General features: G+C 45.0%; 5 protein-coding genes and 9 pseudogenes. 13 read left to right on the forward strand and 1 reads right to left on the reverse strand.

Annotated elements, in window-relative coordinates:
* Positions 1-143 precede the first annotated feature (143 nt).
* Positions 144-920 carry a hypothetical protein gene (locus tag JCM14505_RS05180; RefSeq protein ID WP_054653366.1) on the reverse strand — a complete coding sequence of 259 codons (777 nt, stop codon included), beginning with the start codon at positions 918-920 and terminating at the stop codon, positions 144-146.
* Positions 921-1,089: 169 nt separating this feature from the next.
* On the opposite strand from JCM14505_RS05180, the pseudogene JCM14505_RS05185 reads away from it, so the two are divergent.
* The 13 genes and pseudogenes from JCM14505_RS05185 to rsmA all read left to right on the forward strand — a co-directional run bounded on the left by JCM14505_RS05185 (position 1,090) and on the right by rsmA (position 15,147).
* Positions 1,090-2,263, forward strand: a pseudogene (locus tag JCM14505_RS05185) (cation:proton antiporter).
* 379 nt (positions 2,264-2,642) lie between these two features.
* Positions 2,643-3,428 (forward strand): annotated as a pseudogene (locus JCM14505_RS05190) (carbon-nitrogen family hydrolase).
* A gap of 25 nt (positions 3,429-3,453) precedes the next feature.
* Positions 3,454-4,641, forward strand: a complete 1,188-nt coding sequence (locus JCM14505_RS05195; RefSeq protein WP_054653367.1) for a pyridoxal phosphate-dependent aminotransferase — start codon at positions 3,454-3,456, stop codon at positions 4,639-4,641.
* Positions 4,642-4,644: 3 nt separating this feature from the next.
* Positions 4,645-5,609, forward strand: a pseudogene (locus tag JCM14505_RS05200) (ketopantoate reductase family protein).
* Positions 5,610-5,735: 126 nt separating this feature from the next.
* Positions 5,736-6,669 (forward strand): annotated as a pseudogene (locus JCM14505_RS05205) (Ppx/GppA phosphatase family protein).
* Positions 6,662-7,910, forward strand: a pseudogene (locus JCM14505_RS05210) (hydroxymethylglutaryl-CoA reductase, degradative). The pseudogenes JCM14505_RS05205 and JCM14505_RS05210 overlap by 8 nt, the downstream one beginning before the upstream one ends.
* Before the next feature lies 1 nt (position 7,911).
* Positions 7,912-8,872, forward strand: a pseudogene (locus JCM14505_RS05215) (IpaB/EvcA family protein).
* A gap of 6 nt (positions 8,873-8,878) precedes the next feature.
* Positions 8,879-9,577 carry an NAD-dependent protein deacylase gene (locus tag JCM14505_RS05220; RefSeq protein ID WP_054653368.1) on the forward strand — a complete coding sequence of 233 codons (699 nt, stop codon included), beginning with the start codon at positions 8,879-8,881 and terminating at the stop codon, positions 9,575-9,577.
* A 26-nt stretch (positions 9,578-9,603) separates the two neighbouring features.
* A pseudogene (locus tag JCM14505_RS05225) lies at positions 9,604-10,793 on the forward strand (MFS transporter).
* Between the two features lie 85 nt (positions 10,794-10,878).
* Positions 10,879-12,906 carry a methionine--tRNA ligase gene (gene metG, locus JCM14505_RS05230; RefSeq protein WP_054653369.1) on the forward strand — a complete coding sequence of 676 codons (2,028 nt, stop codon included), beginning with the start codon at positions 10,879-10,881 and terminating at the stop codon, positions 12,904-12,906.
* Positions 12,907-12,908: 2 nt separating this feature from the next.
* Positions 12,909-13,700 (forward strand): TatD family hydrolase, encoded by a 792-nt coding sequence (locus tag JCM14505_RS05235; RefSeq protein WP_054653370.1) that lies wholly within the window; start codon positions 12,909-12,911, stop codon positions 13,698-13,700.
* Positions 13,687-14,251, forward strand: a pseudogene (gene rnmV, locus JCM14505_RS05240) (ribonuclease M5). Before JCM14505_RS05235 ends, rnmV begins: the two are co-directional and overlap by 14 nt.
* Positions 14,252-14,269: 18 nt before the next feature.
* Positions 14,270-15,147: pseudogene (gene rsmA, locus JCM14505_RS05245) on the forward strand (16S rRNA (adenine(1518)-N(6)/adenine(1519)-N(6))-dimethyltransferase RsmA).
* The last annotated feature ends 333 nt before the right edge of the window (positions 15,148-15,480 follow it).

Here is a 15,480-nt window from a genome sequence, read left to right on the forward strand (position 1 = left end):
TCATTTTGAGTTAGGACCTAAGGCGCTGCTGAGCGAACGTAGTTACAAAGTTGCCGTAGAAACAATCCAGTCTGCAAAATTAACCCAAACAAAAAAAAGACGGTCAGAGATAATTTCTCTGACCGTCTTTTGGGAGGCAATGCTTAGTTTAAGCTAGCCCGAATTGATTGTAATTGTGGTAATAAGGCTTGCTTTTGGGCATCGGTTAATTCAGATGTGTTAGCTAACCATTCCCCAACTTCACCTTCACCGTTGTTACCAACTAAGACCGTGGTTCCGCCGATCTTGGATGTGTGCCATGAGTGACCAGCAAATGAAACGGTTTGCGTGGCGTTGGCTTTGTCGGCTTGGCTCATTGATGAAGCTTCTTCGTCAGTCATATCATTCTTCGTTGATGATGAAGATGACTTGCTAGAAGTTTTAGTTGCCTTTGTTGATGATTTGGTTGCCTTAGATACCTTAGATGACTTAGCGTTATCGCTACTGCTTTCCTTAGCGGCGGTGTCATTCTTGACATCGGCTAATAAGTCGTTAATTGCACTCTTATCATCCTTGTATTGCTTGATTAATGCGGACTTAGTAAAAGTCTTTGTTGCATTAGTAGCGCCAGTTGTTGCATCAGTGTATGTTACCTTGACGTCATTTTGGCTGACAGTCATAGTTGTTGGTTGCCCACCAAAGTCAATCTTGTAAGTGTTCTTGCTTGGGTTTTCCCAGTTCATCAAGTCAACGTTGGCTGATAAATCGTCAATCGTCTTGTGGTTTAAGGCCATGTAAGCCATTAAAGCAGCATCTTCGTTGGATACCTTGGCTTGGTTGGTCTTTTGAACCTTCACAGCGACTGGCTTAGTTGCCGTTTCTTTGGCTGAATTTGAGCCACAAGCAGCTAAAGGTAAGACCAAGGCAGCCGTTGCGATCAATGCAGTTGCTTTTTTTCATTATAATTCTCCTTCAATAAAATCTAACTACACTTAGTATAACAAAAAAAGGGCTCGTTTGCCTAGTATAACTAGTTAATCTCAGCGAATTCAATCAAATTTTGATACAATTAAAACTAATTAGTTATATTTCATTTGGAAGGAGGACGCTATGTCATTTATTGGCACGTTAGCTTTGTTATTAGTAATTACGTTAGTAGTTTCCCAACTTTTTGGTCGGTGGGGAATACCCGACGTGATTGGACAAATTTTAGTGGGGGTCATTTGTGGACCGGCATTATTAGGATGGTTCCAACAAACGGCAATGATTGAACAATTCCAAGAAATTGGGGTGATCATTTTAATGTTTATCGCAGGGTTAGAAAGTGATTTAAGCCTCTTAAAGAAATATTTAAAGCCGGCCTTAGCAGTGGCGCTGGGGGGATGATTCTCCCAATTGTGATCATGGGCGGGGCATATATTTATTTGGGATTGATCCGTTTGAAGCCTTCTTCATCGGGGTGATTTTCTCAGCCACGTCTGTTAGTATTTCCGTGGCGGTGTTGCGCGAGTTTAAGAAGTTGGATTCCAAAGAAGGAGCCACTATTCTTGGGGCCGCCGTGGCGGATGATATTGCCGGGGTGATGATGCTAAGTATTATGATTAGTATGATGAATTCACGTGGGGAACACGTTCCCAATAGTGGCCACGGCTCACTACCATTATGGTTAACCTTATTATTACAAGCTGGCTTCTTTGTAGTGTCATATTTCTTAATTCGTTGGTTAGCCCCTAAATTAATGAAGATAAGTGAACAAATGCTTCCAGTTGCCTCAAGTTCAATTATGGCGATGATTGTTTGCTTAGGAATGGCCACGGCGGCCGAAGCAGTGAGTTTAAGCGGGGCCGTGGGATCGTTTTTTGCCGGTATCGCAATTGCGAATACGCATAAAAAAGAAACGATTAATCGGAGTTTTGTTCCGATTGGGTATGCGATGTTTATCCCAATTTTCTTTGTTAATGTTGGTCTAAGTATGCGTTTAGATCATTTCTGGGATTCAATTGTGTTAATTGTAGTGATGACCTTCTTAGCAATTATCACGAAACTATTTGGTTCCGGAGCCGGCGCGCGGATGCTCGGCTTTGATTTCAACAGTAGTTATGTCGTCGGGAGCGGCATGATTGCGCGGGGGGAAATGGCGCTAATTACCGCCCAAATTGGTTATGGGGCTCATTTAATCTCAGAAACTTACTATTCCGACATTATTACGGTGATTGTGTTGGCAACCTTGCTGGCACCGTTCGTATTAAAGCATGCGTTAAAGAAAATTACACCAGCTGCTTAAGTTAGTTAAAAAGTCGTCTGCCAAGACGGCTTTTATTTTTAATTAAAAAAGATTGACGTTTGATTAGAAAAAGATTAGAATACGGTCAACGTTAAATCTAAAGAGGCAAGATGAGTAACACGTTTCGCTTTCAACAGCGAGCTTACGGGTGGTGGAAGTAAGCAAAGCCGCGTGGTGAAGATGGTCTTGTAGTTAAACTTATTCACGTGATTCAATGAAAGCGTGCAATCGGGAACGTCGCCCGTTAACAGACGGGAGTCAATTTGCACTCCATGAGGTTGTTAAGCGTGAGCTAACAATAAATTAAGGTGGTACCACGGGGAAACTCGTCCTGATTGAAGCACAATTAGGATGAGTTTTTTTAAAGGGGGCGTTTTAGATGAAATTAACGATTGCTTTAGCTCAATTATCAGTGGCATTTGCGCAACCGGCCACGAATTTTGCTCGCGTCGCAGCGGCGGTTGAAACGGCCGCGTTGCAAGGTGCAAGCGTCGTCGTATTACCAGAAATGTGGAATACTGGCTACGCCTTAAATCAGTTGGCAACCTTAGCGGATCCAGCCGGGCAACAGACCAAGCAACTACTAACCACCCTTGCTCGACAGCACCAGCTTGGGATTGTCGGCGGTTCGGTAGCCACCGCGCGCCACGGCGAATTTTTTTAACACCTCATATGTCGTTGATGACACCGGCCGAGTGATTGGCACGTATGATAAAGTCCATTTATTTGGGCTGATGAAGGAAGACCAATATTTGAGTGCGGGGAAAACGACGAATCGGTTTGAATTGCAACAAGTGCCGAGTGCTGGTTTTATTTGTTACGACCTTCGTTTTCCGGAATGGATGCGGACGCTAGGAACGACTGGGTGGATGTGATGTACTTTGTGGCTCAATGGCCAGCTACCCGAATTCAGCAGTGGCGACGACTTTTACAAGCGCGGGCAATTGAAAATCAATGTTTTGTCGTAGGGGTAAATCGGGTCGGCGATGATCCGGATAATCACTACAATGGGCACTCGCTAGTAATTGATCCGTTGGGCGAAGTGATTGCTGATGCTGGGGAAGCTGAGCAAGTGCAAATCGTGACCCTGGATTTAGCTCAATTACAAACCGTCCGGGGACCGATTCCGGTGTTTGCTGATCGGCGTCCGGCGTTATATCGTTAGGCAAAAAAAGGCAGGTGAAGATGAAATGGAATTTGAACAATCAGAGTTATTAAAGACGCTACCAACCCAGTTTTTTGCCACGTTGGTTGCTAAGGTGAATCAGAAAACGGCAGCCGGGGTGGATGTGATTAACTTGGGCCAAGGGAATCCGGATCAACCAACGCCGGATTATATTGTGAAAGCCACCCAACAAGCGGTGGCAGATCCAGCCACGCATAAATATTCACCATTTCGGGGATTGGCGGAATTTAAGCAAGCTGCGGCCGATTTTTATCATGAACAATACGGGGTACAACTTGATCCAACACGTGAAGTAGCCATTTTAGGCGGTTCGAAAACAGGACTCGTTGAGTTGCCCTGGGCATTGATGAATCCGGGGGATACATATTTATTACCAGATCCCGGCTATCCGGATTATTTTTCCGGGGCAGCGCTCGGGCAAGTGAAGTTTGAAACAGTGCCATTACTAGCGGAAAACAACTTCTTGCCTGATTTAGCGGCGATTCCGGCGGCGGTAGCTGACCGTGCGAAATTCTTTTACCTCAATTATCCGAATAATCCAACGGGGGCTGTTGCCACGCCTGAATTTTATGAACAATTAGTTGCGTGGGCCAAACAACATGAAGTTGGGATTATTAGTGATTTTGCTTATGGGGCGCTGGGATTTGATGGGCAACAGCCCGTCAGTTTCTTACAAACCCCGGGGGCGAAAGCCGTTGGCGTGGAATTTTATACGTTTTCTAAAACCTTTAATATGGCGGGGTGGCGGATTGCGTTTGCAGTCGGGAATCCGTCAATCATTGCTGCGCTTAATTTATTACAAGATCACTTGTTTGTTAGTTTATTTCCCGCGTTGCAACAAGCTGGGGTGGCGGCGTTGACGGATCCAAAGCGAGATGGTGCCATCGCCCAAATCGTGCAACGATACGAAGGACGGCGGAATGCCTTTCTAGCAGCCGCAGCTAAGATTGGGTGGCACGCTGCCAGCCCTAAAGGCACGTTTTATGCTTGGATGCCGGTGCCAGACGGTTATACGAGTGAATCGTTTGCCGACTTACTACTCGAGCAAGCCGGGGTGGCTGTGGCGCCAGGTAATGGCTTTGGTGATCATGGTGAAGGCTATGTGCGGATCGGTTTATTGATGGAACCGGAGCGCTTAGTCGAAGCCGTACAACGAATTGGGAAGTTACATTTATTTGATAAGGAGGATTAGCTCATGAGTTTAAGTTATGCTGTGTTAGGTGCCGGTGCGATGGGGTTTCGCTTTGGGGTCTTACTTCAAGAAACCGCCGGCGTGCAAGTTGATTTTGTTGATAATTGGGCGCCGCAAGTTGAAACAATCCAACAACAAGGTGGGGTTTATGTTTCGCGCGATCACGAAAATCGTCATCTAGTGCCAATTAATATTTATAGCCCCGAAGATTACCATGGGCATCCGGATGTGTTAATTGTCTTTGCTAAACAAATGACGTTAGCGGATCTGTTAGCGCGGAGTGAACATTTCTTTGATCCAAAACATCAATACGTCTTTACGGGGATGAATGGGATGGGTCATGTTGAAAAAAATTAATCAATATTTCCCAAAGGAGCATGTCGTGGCTGGAACGTGTTTAATTGGGACGGTCTTGAATCGGGCTGGGGACGTGGACTTTATCGGTAAAGCGGGCGCGGGTTCAATTAACTTAGCCCCACAAGTGGGTCCTGCCGATGCAACGGTGCAAGCGTTAGTAGCTGATTTTGAAGCAGCCGGGATTCAATCGAACTTAAATGACAACTTCTTAGGGACGTTAATGACAAAAGTGGTCTTTAATTCAGTGATCAATACGATTTGTACCCTCTTTGAAATCCAAATGGGTCAATTCATTGATTATGACGGCGCTGAAAAATTAGGGAAGCAACTGATTAATGAAGCATTTGACGTCGCTGAACGGGCGGGAATCGAATTGTTGAGTACCCGCCAAGAAGAATGGGACACGATTCAGTATGTCAGTGCCGTCACAAGTCCGTTGCATTACCCATCGATGTATCAAGATATGAGTAAGGATCGGCCAACGGAAGTCGATTACATTAACGGTTACATTTACGACCTGGGGAAACAATATAATTATGAAGCTAGCACCCATGATTTTTTTACGGAATTTAGTCCATTTAGCCGAAAATACTCGGAAGTATCGAAAGTAAAACAATTAGTGATGAAAAACCGCCGAAAAATCGGCGGTTTTTTTTGCGCTAAAAATAATGTTAGTTAGTTATGAAAATGATAAGATAGTAAGGATTGAGAAAAAATATTGTAAGGAGGTGACGACCGTGGAAAATTTAGCAATTGTCGATCTAGGTTCGAATTCCACCCGGATGGCAATTACCCGCATTGAAGATGATGGTAGCTTCCGGGAAGTTAAACGGGTGAAAGAAAATACTCGGTTATCAGAAGGAATGGGGCCAGAAAAGAAGCTCCGCAAGCCGGCTATGGATCGGACCATTGCGGCGATGAAACGTTTTAAACAAATTTATACGACTTATCCTAACTTAACGGTTCGTTGTATTTCAACGGCCGCCGTTCGACAAGCCTCCAACCAACAAGTCTTTTTAAATCGGGTCAAGCAAGAAGTCGGCCTTGAATTACAAATTCTGTCTGGGCGTCAAGAAGCTTATTATGACTATCTTGGGGTTGAACGGACACTAAAAATGGATCATTGCTTAATTTTAGATGTCGGTGGCGCTAGTTCGGAGTTGATTTTAGTGCAACGTAAGCAAGCCCGAGATATGATTTCGTTACCAATTGGGGCGGTGAATTTATCAGAACAATTTAAATTAAGTGGGTTTGTGCGGGCGCACGATTTGTTTCGGGCTCAGTCGATGGTGACGGAACGCTTGAATCGCATTCCGTGGTTGCGGTTTGCAACGCGGACGCCGATTGTCTTATTAGGTGGTGCTAATCGGACGTTGGCCCGCATGGCGCAACTCCGGCATAAACAACGTCCACATTCAATTCATGGTTATAAATTATCGCATCGGGCAGTTTATTCACTGTATCGAGATATGTTAGGGCGGAATTTAGCCCAACGGAAGAAATTACCGGGGTTAGAAACTGATCGCGCCGATATTATTGTTGGTGGCTTATTACCGTTGATTTGTTTGTTGCAACGGAATAGTGACGGTCGGGTGATTTTTTTCGGAAAGTGGTGTCCGGGAAGGCATTATTACCGAATATATTCAGGGACGAGGTAAACGAGATGAGTAAATCGTGGGAACATGGTTTCTACAAGCGCTCGGTTAATCAGCGTCATCAATTATTGGCGAAATATCGGGGGCTGACTGAGGAACAAAGTCAGCTTCTTTTTTCACAATCAGATGACACTGGGAATCAGTTAGTGGAAAATTATGTCTTTAATTATCAAGTGCCGGAAGGTGTGGCAACGGGCCTCGTGGTCAATGGAAAAAAAATATTTGATGCCGATGGCAACCGAAGAACCGTCAGTGATTGCGGCGGCTAGTAATGGGGCCCAACGGGTGGCCAAAAACGGTGGCTTTATCACGACGATGCAACCACGCTTAGTTGTTGGTCAAGTTGTCCTTAAAGCGATGACGCGTTCACAAGTGCAGTGGTTGCAAACGCAACAAGCGACGATTAAAGCAATTGCCAATGCTGCCAAACCATCACTCGTACAACGTGGTGGTGGGGTTATGGAAGTTCGTTTCCGGTCGATGGATGACTTTTTAAGCGTGGATTTATTAATTAATCCGAGTGAAGCGATGGGCGCTAATAGTGTCAATACAATGGCGGAAGCCGTTAAACAATGGTTGCTGGAACAAGACTTGCCAGTTTTGACAGCAATTTTAAGTAACAATGGCCAAGATAGTGTTCAAACGGTTACGGCGCGGGTAAACGTGCGGGACTTAGCAACGATGACGATGGACGGGCAGCAAGTAGCTACCCGAATTGCGGATTTAAGCGCCTTAGCTCAAGTGGATGTGTACCGAGCGGTTACCCATAATAAAGGGATTATGAATGGAATTGATGCGGCATTGTTAGCAAGTGGCAATGATTGGCGGGCGAATGAAGCCGCTGCGCATGCGTATGCAAGTCGTTCGGGCCAATACCGTGGCTTAAGCCAATGGCAACTTGAGGGGGATGAATTAGTGGGAACGTTAACGATGCCCCTGCAAGTTGGGGTCGTTGGCGGTTCGATTAAAGTGTTGCCTCAGTCAAAGTTAAATTATCAACTTAGTCAGATTCAAACCGCGGCAGAATTAGCAAGTGTGATTTTGAGTTTGGGATTAGCCCAAAATTTAGCGGCCCTGCGAGCGTTGGCGTCAACTGGAATTCAAGCGGGCCATATGCAATTGCAATATCGGGCACTAGCTATGCAAGTTGGGGCCACCACGGCGGAAATTGAACCATTAGTTAAATTATTACGCGCTACGCCACAAGTCGATACGCGAGTGGCGGAAAGATTATTAGCACAATTAAGAGGTGAATAACATGGCAGGAAAAGCAGTTGAATTAAAACCAGCAACTCAAAACTTATTAGATCAAGTGAATGCGTTGTATCCACAAGGGAGCGTCTTTTTAGACTTTACTGGCGATCAAGTTGGGTATGTCCGGCATGATCAAGCCCGGCAAACATCATTAGCGGGGGGCTTAGTTATTACGTTAACGGATTTAACTAACCCGGACTACACGGCGTCGCATGAATTACTCCACTTATTAATGTTATTACGTGGTTTTCCGCAAATCTTTTTCCAATTATCCTTAGGTGATGATCAATTGGATGAACAAATGATGATTATGGCAACAGATTTGTATAACGTGGCGATGCATCAAGTGATTGTGGCGGAACAACGTGAACATGGCTTGATTGATGAACAAACGGAACAACAATATTTGGCCGGGATTCACGCAACGTTGACGGATGAACAAACGGGTGACGATGATGAACGGACATTACGGTTGTTAACGTTGCTCGATGCAATAGTCTTCTTTGGGGATCACCTTGACCAAGTCCGGGCTGATTTAACCACGCGGTATCCAGTTGCGTTGCCGCGGCCGAACAATTACATGCGGATGTTTTTGCCAAGGCACCGGAATCACCATTTGCGCTCCGGCGGCAAGTGGTGAAGTTATTTAACGCCTTTGATGCCCAAATGCAAGCTTGGGGCTTACCAGCATTACATAATGCGGAATACACAACGTTGTCACCAGCGTTAAGTGAACGGCAATTACGGTTAAAGGTCAAGCAAGTCTTTGAAATTTTCCACTCTGAAATGAAGAACCGGGAACATAAGTCTGAATCATATGTTGGGTTCCGGCGGAATGATCATCAAACTCATTCGTGCTCGATGCCGAAGTCGAATGGTCACCCGAAAAATTTGTTCGGTTATATGATATGCCGGTCCAAGATTTCCTCGATCAAAACAGCATTCCGTATATCGTCCGGAAGTAATGACTCATGATAAATCCACACCAAACTTTATTTGATGATGCACAACGGATCGTGTTTTTAACTGGGGCGGGGGTTTCGACGGCCTCGGGGATTCCGGATTTTCGCTCGGCCTCGGGATTATACAATCAAAATGTCCGCGCAGAAGAGTATTTAAGTCATCATTTTTGGGTGCAACATCCCGATGTTTTCTATGATTATTGTCAAGAAAATTTATACTTTCCAGAGGCACAACCAAACGTGATTCACGTGAAACAAGCCGCGTTCACGCAGCAAAATCGGGCCACGATTGTGACGCAAAACATTGATAATTTATATGAAGCGGCGGATGCGCACCACTTAATTAATTTCCACGGGAATTTATATGATTTGTACTGTACTAAGTGCCAGCAAGCAATTTCGTATGCTGAATATCAAACTACGCGATTGCATCAAGTGGATGGCGGTGAGATTCGCCCCCGGATTGTCTTGTATGATGAACCAATTCCAAGTCAGGCGGCCCAAGCAGCTGTGCAAGCCGTCACCCAAGCTGATTTAGTGGTGATTGTGGGGACGTCCATGCGCGTGTATCCGTTTGCGGGATTATTGGATTATGTGTCGCAGGAAACGCCTGTCATTGTTGTAAATCAAGAACCGTTGACATTATCACGCGCCACGCTTGATTACATTGGGGATGCCACTACCTATTTTGCTAGTTTACAAGTTTAAAATTAATGATTCGAAGGGAGACGATAATGAGTAAGCAAACGAAACGAACGATTTTAATTTTATTAATTAGTCAATTTTTGATTATGCTCGGGATGAGTTTGATTTTTCCCGTTCAACCATTCATTCAAAAGGAGTACCATTTAACGGCGTTTGATATGGGGACGATGTCTTCAATTTTCGCTTTGTGTCAGTTTGTTTTATCACCAATTGCGGGACAATGGTCGGATAAAATAGGCCGGAAGCCAATGATGGTATGGGGGTTGATCGTTTTTGCCCTGGGGGAATTTATTTTCGCGGCTGGGAATAATTTATTTTGGTTTGATCTAGCGCGGGCGATTGATGGGGTTTCAGCGGCGATGTTTGTGCCCGCTTCAATGGCTTTGGTAGCGGATATTACCTCGATTAAAGATCGGGCGAAGGTGATTGGTTGGTTATCGGCGGCCTTTAGTGGCGGGTTGATTTTAGGACCGGGCTAGGTGGACTCTTAGCGAATGTTGATTATAAGTTTCCATTTTGGGTTGCGGGAATCCTTGGGGTAATTAGTTGTATTTTCTTAGCTACTTATTTACCCAGTGATGATCAGCAAGTTAAAACGGCAACGGCGTCAGAACCGCACGCCAAAACAAGTCCGTGGCAAGATGTAAAACAATTAATGACGCCGGTGATGGTAGTATTGTGTATCTTAATCTTAATCACGGCATTTGGACTGACAAGCTTTGAAAGTGTGTATAGTTTATATGTGAACCAAGAACATGGCTTTGGTTTGCAAGCAATCGCATTAGTCTTAACCTTGAACGGGATTATCTCGTTGATTTTACAAGTCTTTATGTTTGATTGGATGACCCGGGTGTTAAGTGAAATTGGAGTAATTCGATTAACGTTTATCTTAGCCATTGTCGGGATTTGGATGGTGATGTATTTACATGGCGAATGGGTGATTATGGTTGCAACACTACTTGTGTTTGAAGGATTTGATTTAGTTCGACCAGCAATCACGACGTTAATGACTAAGCTTGGAGGCAACAAGCAAGGGTTATTAAACGGGATTAATACTTCGCTAACAAGTGTCGGAAATATTTTAGGACCATTATTAGCGGGCGGGTTATTTGACGTTAATCCGCGGTTCCCATACTGGGTTTCAATTGTTTTTATTATGCTGGCTTTATTAACTACGTTTGTTTTCTCCAAGCAACGGGTTCAAAGTCAAGCAGGATAGTCATTAACGGGATTGATATTTTAAAATCAGTCCCGTTTTTGTTATACTAAAATGTAAAAATATTTAATGGAAAAGAGGGCCTCATATGGCTAAAGAACAACCAACATATTACATCACGACACCGATTTACTATCCATCTGGTAAATTACATATCGGGAACTCATACACCACGGTGGCCGTGGATGCGATGGCGCGATACAAGCGGCTCCAAGGCTACGATGTCTTTTTCTTGACGGGAACGGATGAACACGGGCTTAAGATTGAACAAAAAGCGGAAAAATTAGGTAAGGATCCCCAAACGTACGTTGACGAAATGGCCGCGGGGATTAAGGACCTGTGGAAGCAATTAGCAATTACGAACAATAAGTTTATTCGGACGACGGATGATGAACACGAGCAAGCAGTCCAAAAGATTTTCCAACAATTATTAGACCAAGGTGACATCTACAAAGGTGAATACGTTGGTTGGTATTCAGTTGATGACGAAGAATACTTCACGGAAAGTCAATTAGCCGAAGTTTATCGTGACGACCAAGGGAACGTGACCGGGGGGAAGGCACCATCGGGGCATGAAGTTGAATTAGTCAAAGAAGAATCATACTTCTTCAAGATGAGCAAGTATGCGGACTGGTTACTTGATTACTACGAAAGCCATCCGGACTTCATTCAACCTCAATCGCGGATGAATGAAATGATTAACAATTTCTTAAAGCCAGGGTTAGAAGACCTTGCGGTAACGCGGACCTCATTTAATTGGGGGGTTAAAGTACCTAATGATCCAAAGCACGTGGTTTACGTGTGGATTGATGCGTTGTCAAATTATATTACGGCGCTTGGATACGGCTCAGATGATGACACAAACTTCAAGAAGTACTGGCCAGCGGATGTCCACATGGTCGGGAAAGAAATTGTACGCTTCCACACAATCTACTGGCCAATTATGTTACATGCGCTGGGCTTACCATTACCTAAGCATGTGATTGGTCATGGTTGGTTAACGATGAAAGACGGGAAGATGAGTAAGTCCAAGGGGAATGTCATCTACCCCGAAGTGTTAGTTGATCGTTACGGCCTTGATGCCACGCGGTATTACTTATTACGGGCAATGCCATTTGGTAATGATGGGATCTTTAGTCCCGAAGATTTTGTTGACAAGGTTAATTATGACCTCGCCAATGATTTAGGGAACTTGTTGAACCGGACGGTGGCCATGGTTAACAAGTACCAAGGCGGGCAGTTAGATGGTCAAGTAACGACTACGACACCGTTTGATGCGGACTTAAAGGCCACGTTTGCGACGGCCTTTGATGAATACCAAGGCTTAATGGAACAAACGCGGTATGCAGAAAGCTTAGCAGCGGTGTGGAAGTTTGTTTCGCGAGCTAACAAGTACATTGATGAAACCGAACCATGGATTTTGGCCAAGGATGATAGTCAAGCAGCTACTTTATCAGCCGTGATGACGAACTTAGCGAAGTCCTTACGGGTGATTGCGGCAATGATTCAACCAGTGATGCCAAATGCGCCACAACAAATTGTGGACCAACTTGGCTTAACGGGAACTGATTTAACGTTAAGTACGTTAGCCTTTGATGACTTCCCAGCTACTGCGCAAGTTGTAGCGAAGGGGACGCCAATTTTCCCACGCTTGGATGTAGAACAAGAAGTTGAATTCATTAAGGGGCAAATGACGGCCAACACGAAAGCGAAGGGGCGCAAAGCAATGGCGAAGGCTAAAGAAGCTCAAGTTGCAGAAACGGAAGCTACTAATGCTAAAAAAGAAATTCGGTTTGATGTCTTTGATAAAGTGGAATTAAAGGTTGCGCAAATTAAGGCGGTTGATCATGTTGAAGGGGCTGATAAATTATTGAAGTTCCAATTAGATGATGGTTCGGCCACAGGGCGCCAAATTCTGTCCGGTATCGCACAATGGTATCCAAACCCAAGTGAATTAGTGGGGAAGAAGGTGGTAATTGTTGCCAACTTGAAGCCACGGAAGATGCGGGGAGAAATGAGTGAAGGGATGCTCTTATCATCAGAACATGATGGACAAGTTGAATTAATTACCTTACCAGATACACCGGCAATGGTATCGGGCGCAATTGTTGGCTAAGAATGATGACCACCATTTATGATTCTCATACGCATTTAAACGATGACGTCTTTTACAACGATATTCCAGCGTATTTAGCGCGGGCGCACCACTATGATGTGCGGGAAATGAATATTGTTGGTTCCGATACGAAATTGAATCAGCGAGCGCTGGAGCTAGCGAAGACGTATGAGGGGTTGCATGCTGTGATTGGGTGGCATCCTGAAGAAGTTTTGCAGGCCACGCAAGAGCAGTTGGATTTATTAGCCCAACAATTGACGGATCCAACGGTGGTAGCGGTTGGTGAAATTGGGCTCGATTATTATTGGGATCAAACGCATCAGCGTGAGCAACAAGCATTATTGGCGGCGCAAATCGAACTGGCTAATCAATTTAAGCTTCCGATTGTCGTGCATACGCGAGAAGCATTAGCGGAAACATATGAATTTTTAAAATCACATCCAGTGATGGCTGGTGGGGTGATTCATAGTTTTAGTGGTGATTGGGCTTGGGCGAAACGATTCTTAGCGCTCGGGTTTGATCTCTCGTTTAGTGGTGTGGCGAGTTTTCATAAAGCCACTGAATTGCATGCGGTGGCGCAACGAGTGCCAGCGGATCGGTTCTTTGTGGAAACGGATGCCCCGTATTTGACGCCAATGCCATACCGGGGCAAACAAAATGAACCAGGCTTCACGAATTTAGTTGCTCAAGCGGTGGCGGAATTACGGCAAACTGATTTAGCGACAATCGCTGAGTTAACAACCACCAATGCCCGACGGTTATTTTGTAAGGAAGTAGACAATGCCAAAGATTAAAGAAGTCATCGTGGTTGAAGGTCAGGATGATACGAAAAATTTACAACGATTTTTTTACGGTGGATACGTTTGAAACCAACGGATCGGCAATTAACCAAACTGATTTGGCGCAATTAAAACAATTACAGGCCAAGCGGGGGTTAATTGTCTTTACGGACCCTGATTTTAATGGGGAGCGGATTCGCAAGATTATTACGCAAGCCATTCCGGACGCTAAGCATGCCTTTTTGCCACGGCAAGCGGGGGTACCAAAGAAAAAAAGGCGGTAGCTTAGGGGTTGAACATGCCAATGAGGAAGCTTTAACCACGGCTTTAACCACGGCCAAAGTCAGTCATGAAAAGGGAGCTCAAGTTCCTCAGATTCCAACGGGGGTGTTGCTTCAAGCGCGCTTGTTGGGGCATCCGAGTGCCGGGCACGTCGGGAACGCTTGGGTGAGCTATTAGGGATTGGCTATACAAATGGGAAGCAATTAAAGCGCCGGTTAGCGATGTTTCAAATTACGCCCGAAGCCTTAGTGGCCGCGATTCACCAACTAGACGAGGAAGAATAATAATGAACAAAAAAAGCGATTGGAAATTACCGGCGCACGCGGGAAATTTTAGATCAATATGGCATTCATGCCAAAAAAAAGGTTTTGGTCAAAACTTTTTAACCGATTTAAACGTGTTAAATGGGATTGTCCAAGCCGCACATATTACCAAAGAAGATAATGTGATTGAAATTGGCCCCGGAATTGGGGCGTTAACTGAACCGTTGGCGAAAGCCGCGGGCGAGGTGATAGCCTTAGAAATTGATACCGACCTTTTACCGGTATTGGATGATGTTTTATCGCCCTATGACAATGTCAAAGTCATTAACCAAGACGTGTTAAAGGCTAATTTACCGGAATTGATTCAAACGGAATTTAGTGACCCTACGAAACCGATCAAGGTTGTAGCTAATTTGCCATATTACATTACGAGTCCTATTTTGATGAATTTATTGGCGAGTCAAGTTAACTGGGACGCAATTTGTGTGATGATGCAAAAAGAAGTCGCGGATCGTTTAACGGCCAAACCAGGGACCAAGGCCTATGGATCATTAACCTTGGCAATTGAATATCAAATGAAAGCCAAGACGGCCTTTGGGGTTAACCGGCGTTCATTTGTGCCAGCACCGAATGTTGATTCAGCGATTGTGGTGTTAACGCCGCGTAAGCAACCGTTAGCGGTGGAACCATTTGATAAAAAGCGCCTCTTTAGTCTGATTCGAGGGTGTTTTGCCCACCGACGCAAGAGTTTGTGGAATAATTTAAAGTCCTTACTGACGAATGATAAGGACAAGTTAGCCATTGTGGCAGAAGTCTTGGAACAACTAGCGATTGACCCGCAAACGCGTCCCGAACAATTGTCATTGGACCAATTTATTCAATTGGCGAATGCGATGCATGCACGAGAGATTTGGTAATAACAGGTCGTGAACCGAGCGTAGAAAAGCGACGTTAGGCTAACTTGGAAACGGGCGTTGACGTGGGCACACGTCGGCGTCTGTTTTCAGTTAGTCCTAGTCGCTTGCTCGGTGAACGTAGTTACAAAATAGGTCGTGAGGCGGACGTTAAAACCGCCGTATCATAACGTTGAAACTGGCGTTGGCGGATAGGATATCCGTCAGCGTCAGTTTTGCGTTATGACTAGGTGGTTGTCCGCCGAACGAAGTTACATCCAGGTTGCGAGCCACGCACCAAGGAAGCCGTGGCCTAACGTAGACAAGGCGTTGGCACTAGCAAAGCTAGGGGCGGCG

The organism is Limosilactobacillus equigenerosi DSM 18793 = JCM 14505 (genome assembly GCF_001311375.1).
Classification (GTDB): domain Bacteria; phylum Bacillota; class Bacilli; order Lactobacillales; family Lactobacillaceae; genus Limosilactobacillus; species Limosilactobacillus equigenerosi.

What these genes read in the sequence shown, in the direction of transcription:
- JCM14505_RS05195 (WP_054653367.1), top strand. Translation starts at nt 3,454, where the DNA reads ATGGAATTTGAACAATCAGAGTTATTAAAGACGCTACCAACCCAGTTT.
- JCM14505_RS05220 (WP_054653368.1), top strand. Translation starts at nt 8,879, where the DNA reads ATGATAAATCCACACCAAACTTTATTTGATGATGCACAACGGATCGTG.
- metG (WP_054653369.1), top strand. Translation starts at nt 10,879, where the DNA reads ATGGCTAAAGAACAACCAACATATTACATCACGACACCGATTTACTAT.
- JCM14505_RS05235 (WP_054653370.1), top strand. Translation starts at nt 12,909, where the DNA reads ATGATGACCACCATTTATGATTCTCATACGCATTTAAACGATGACGTC.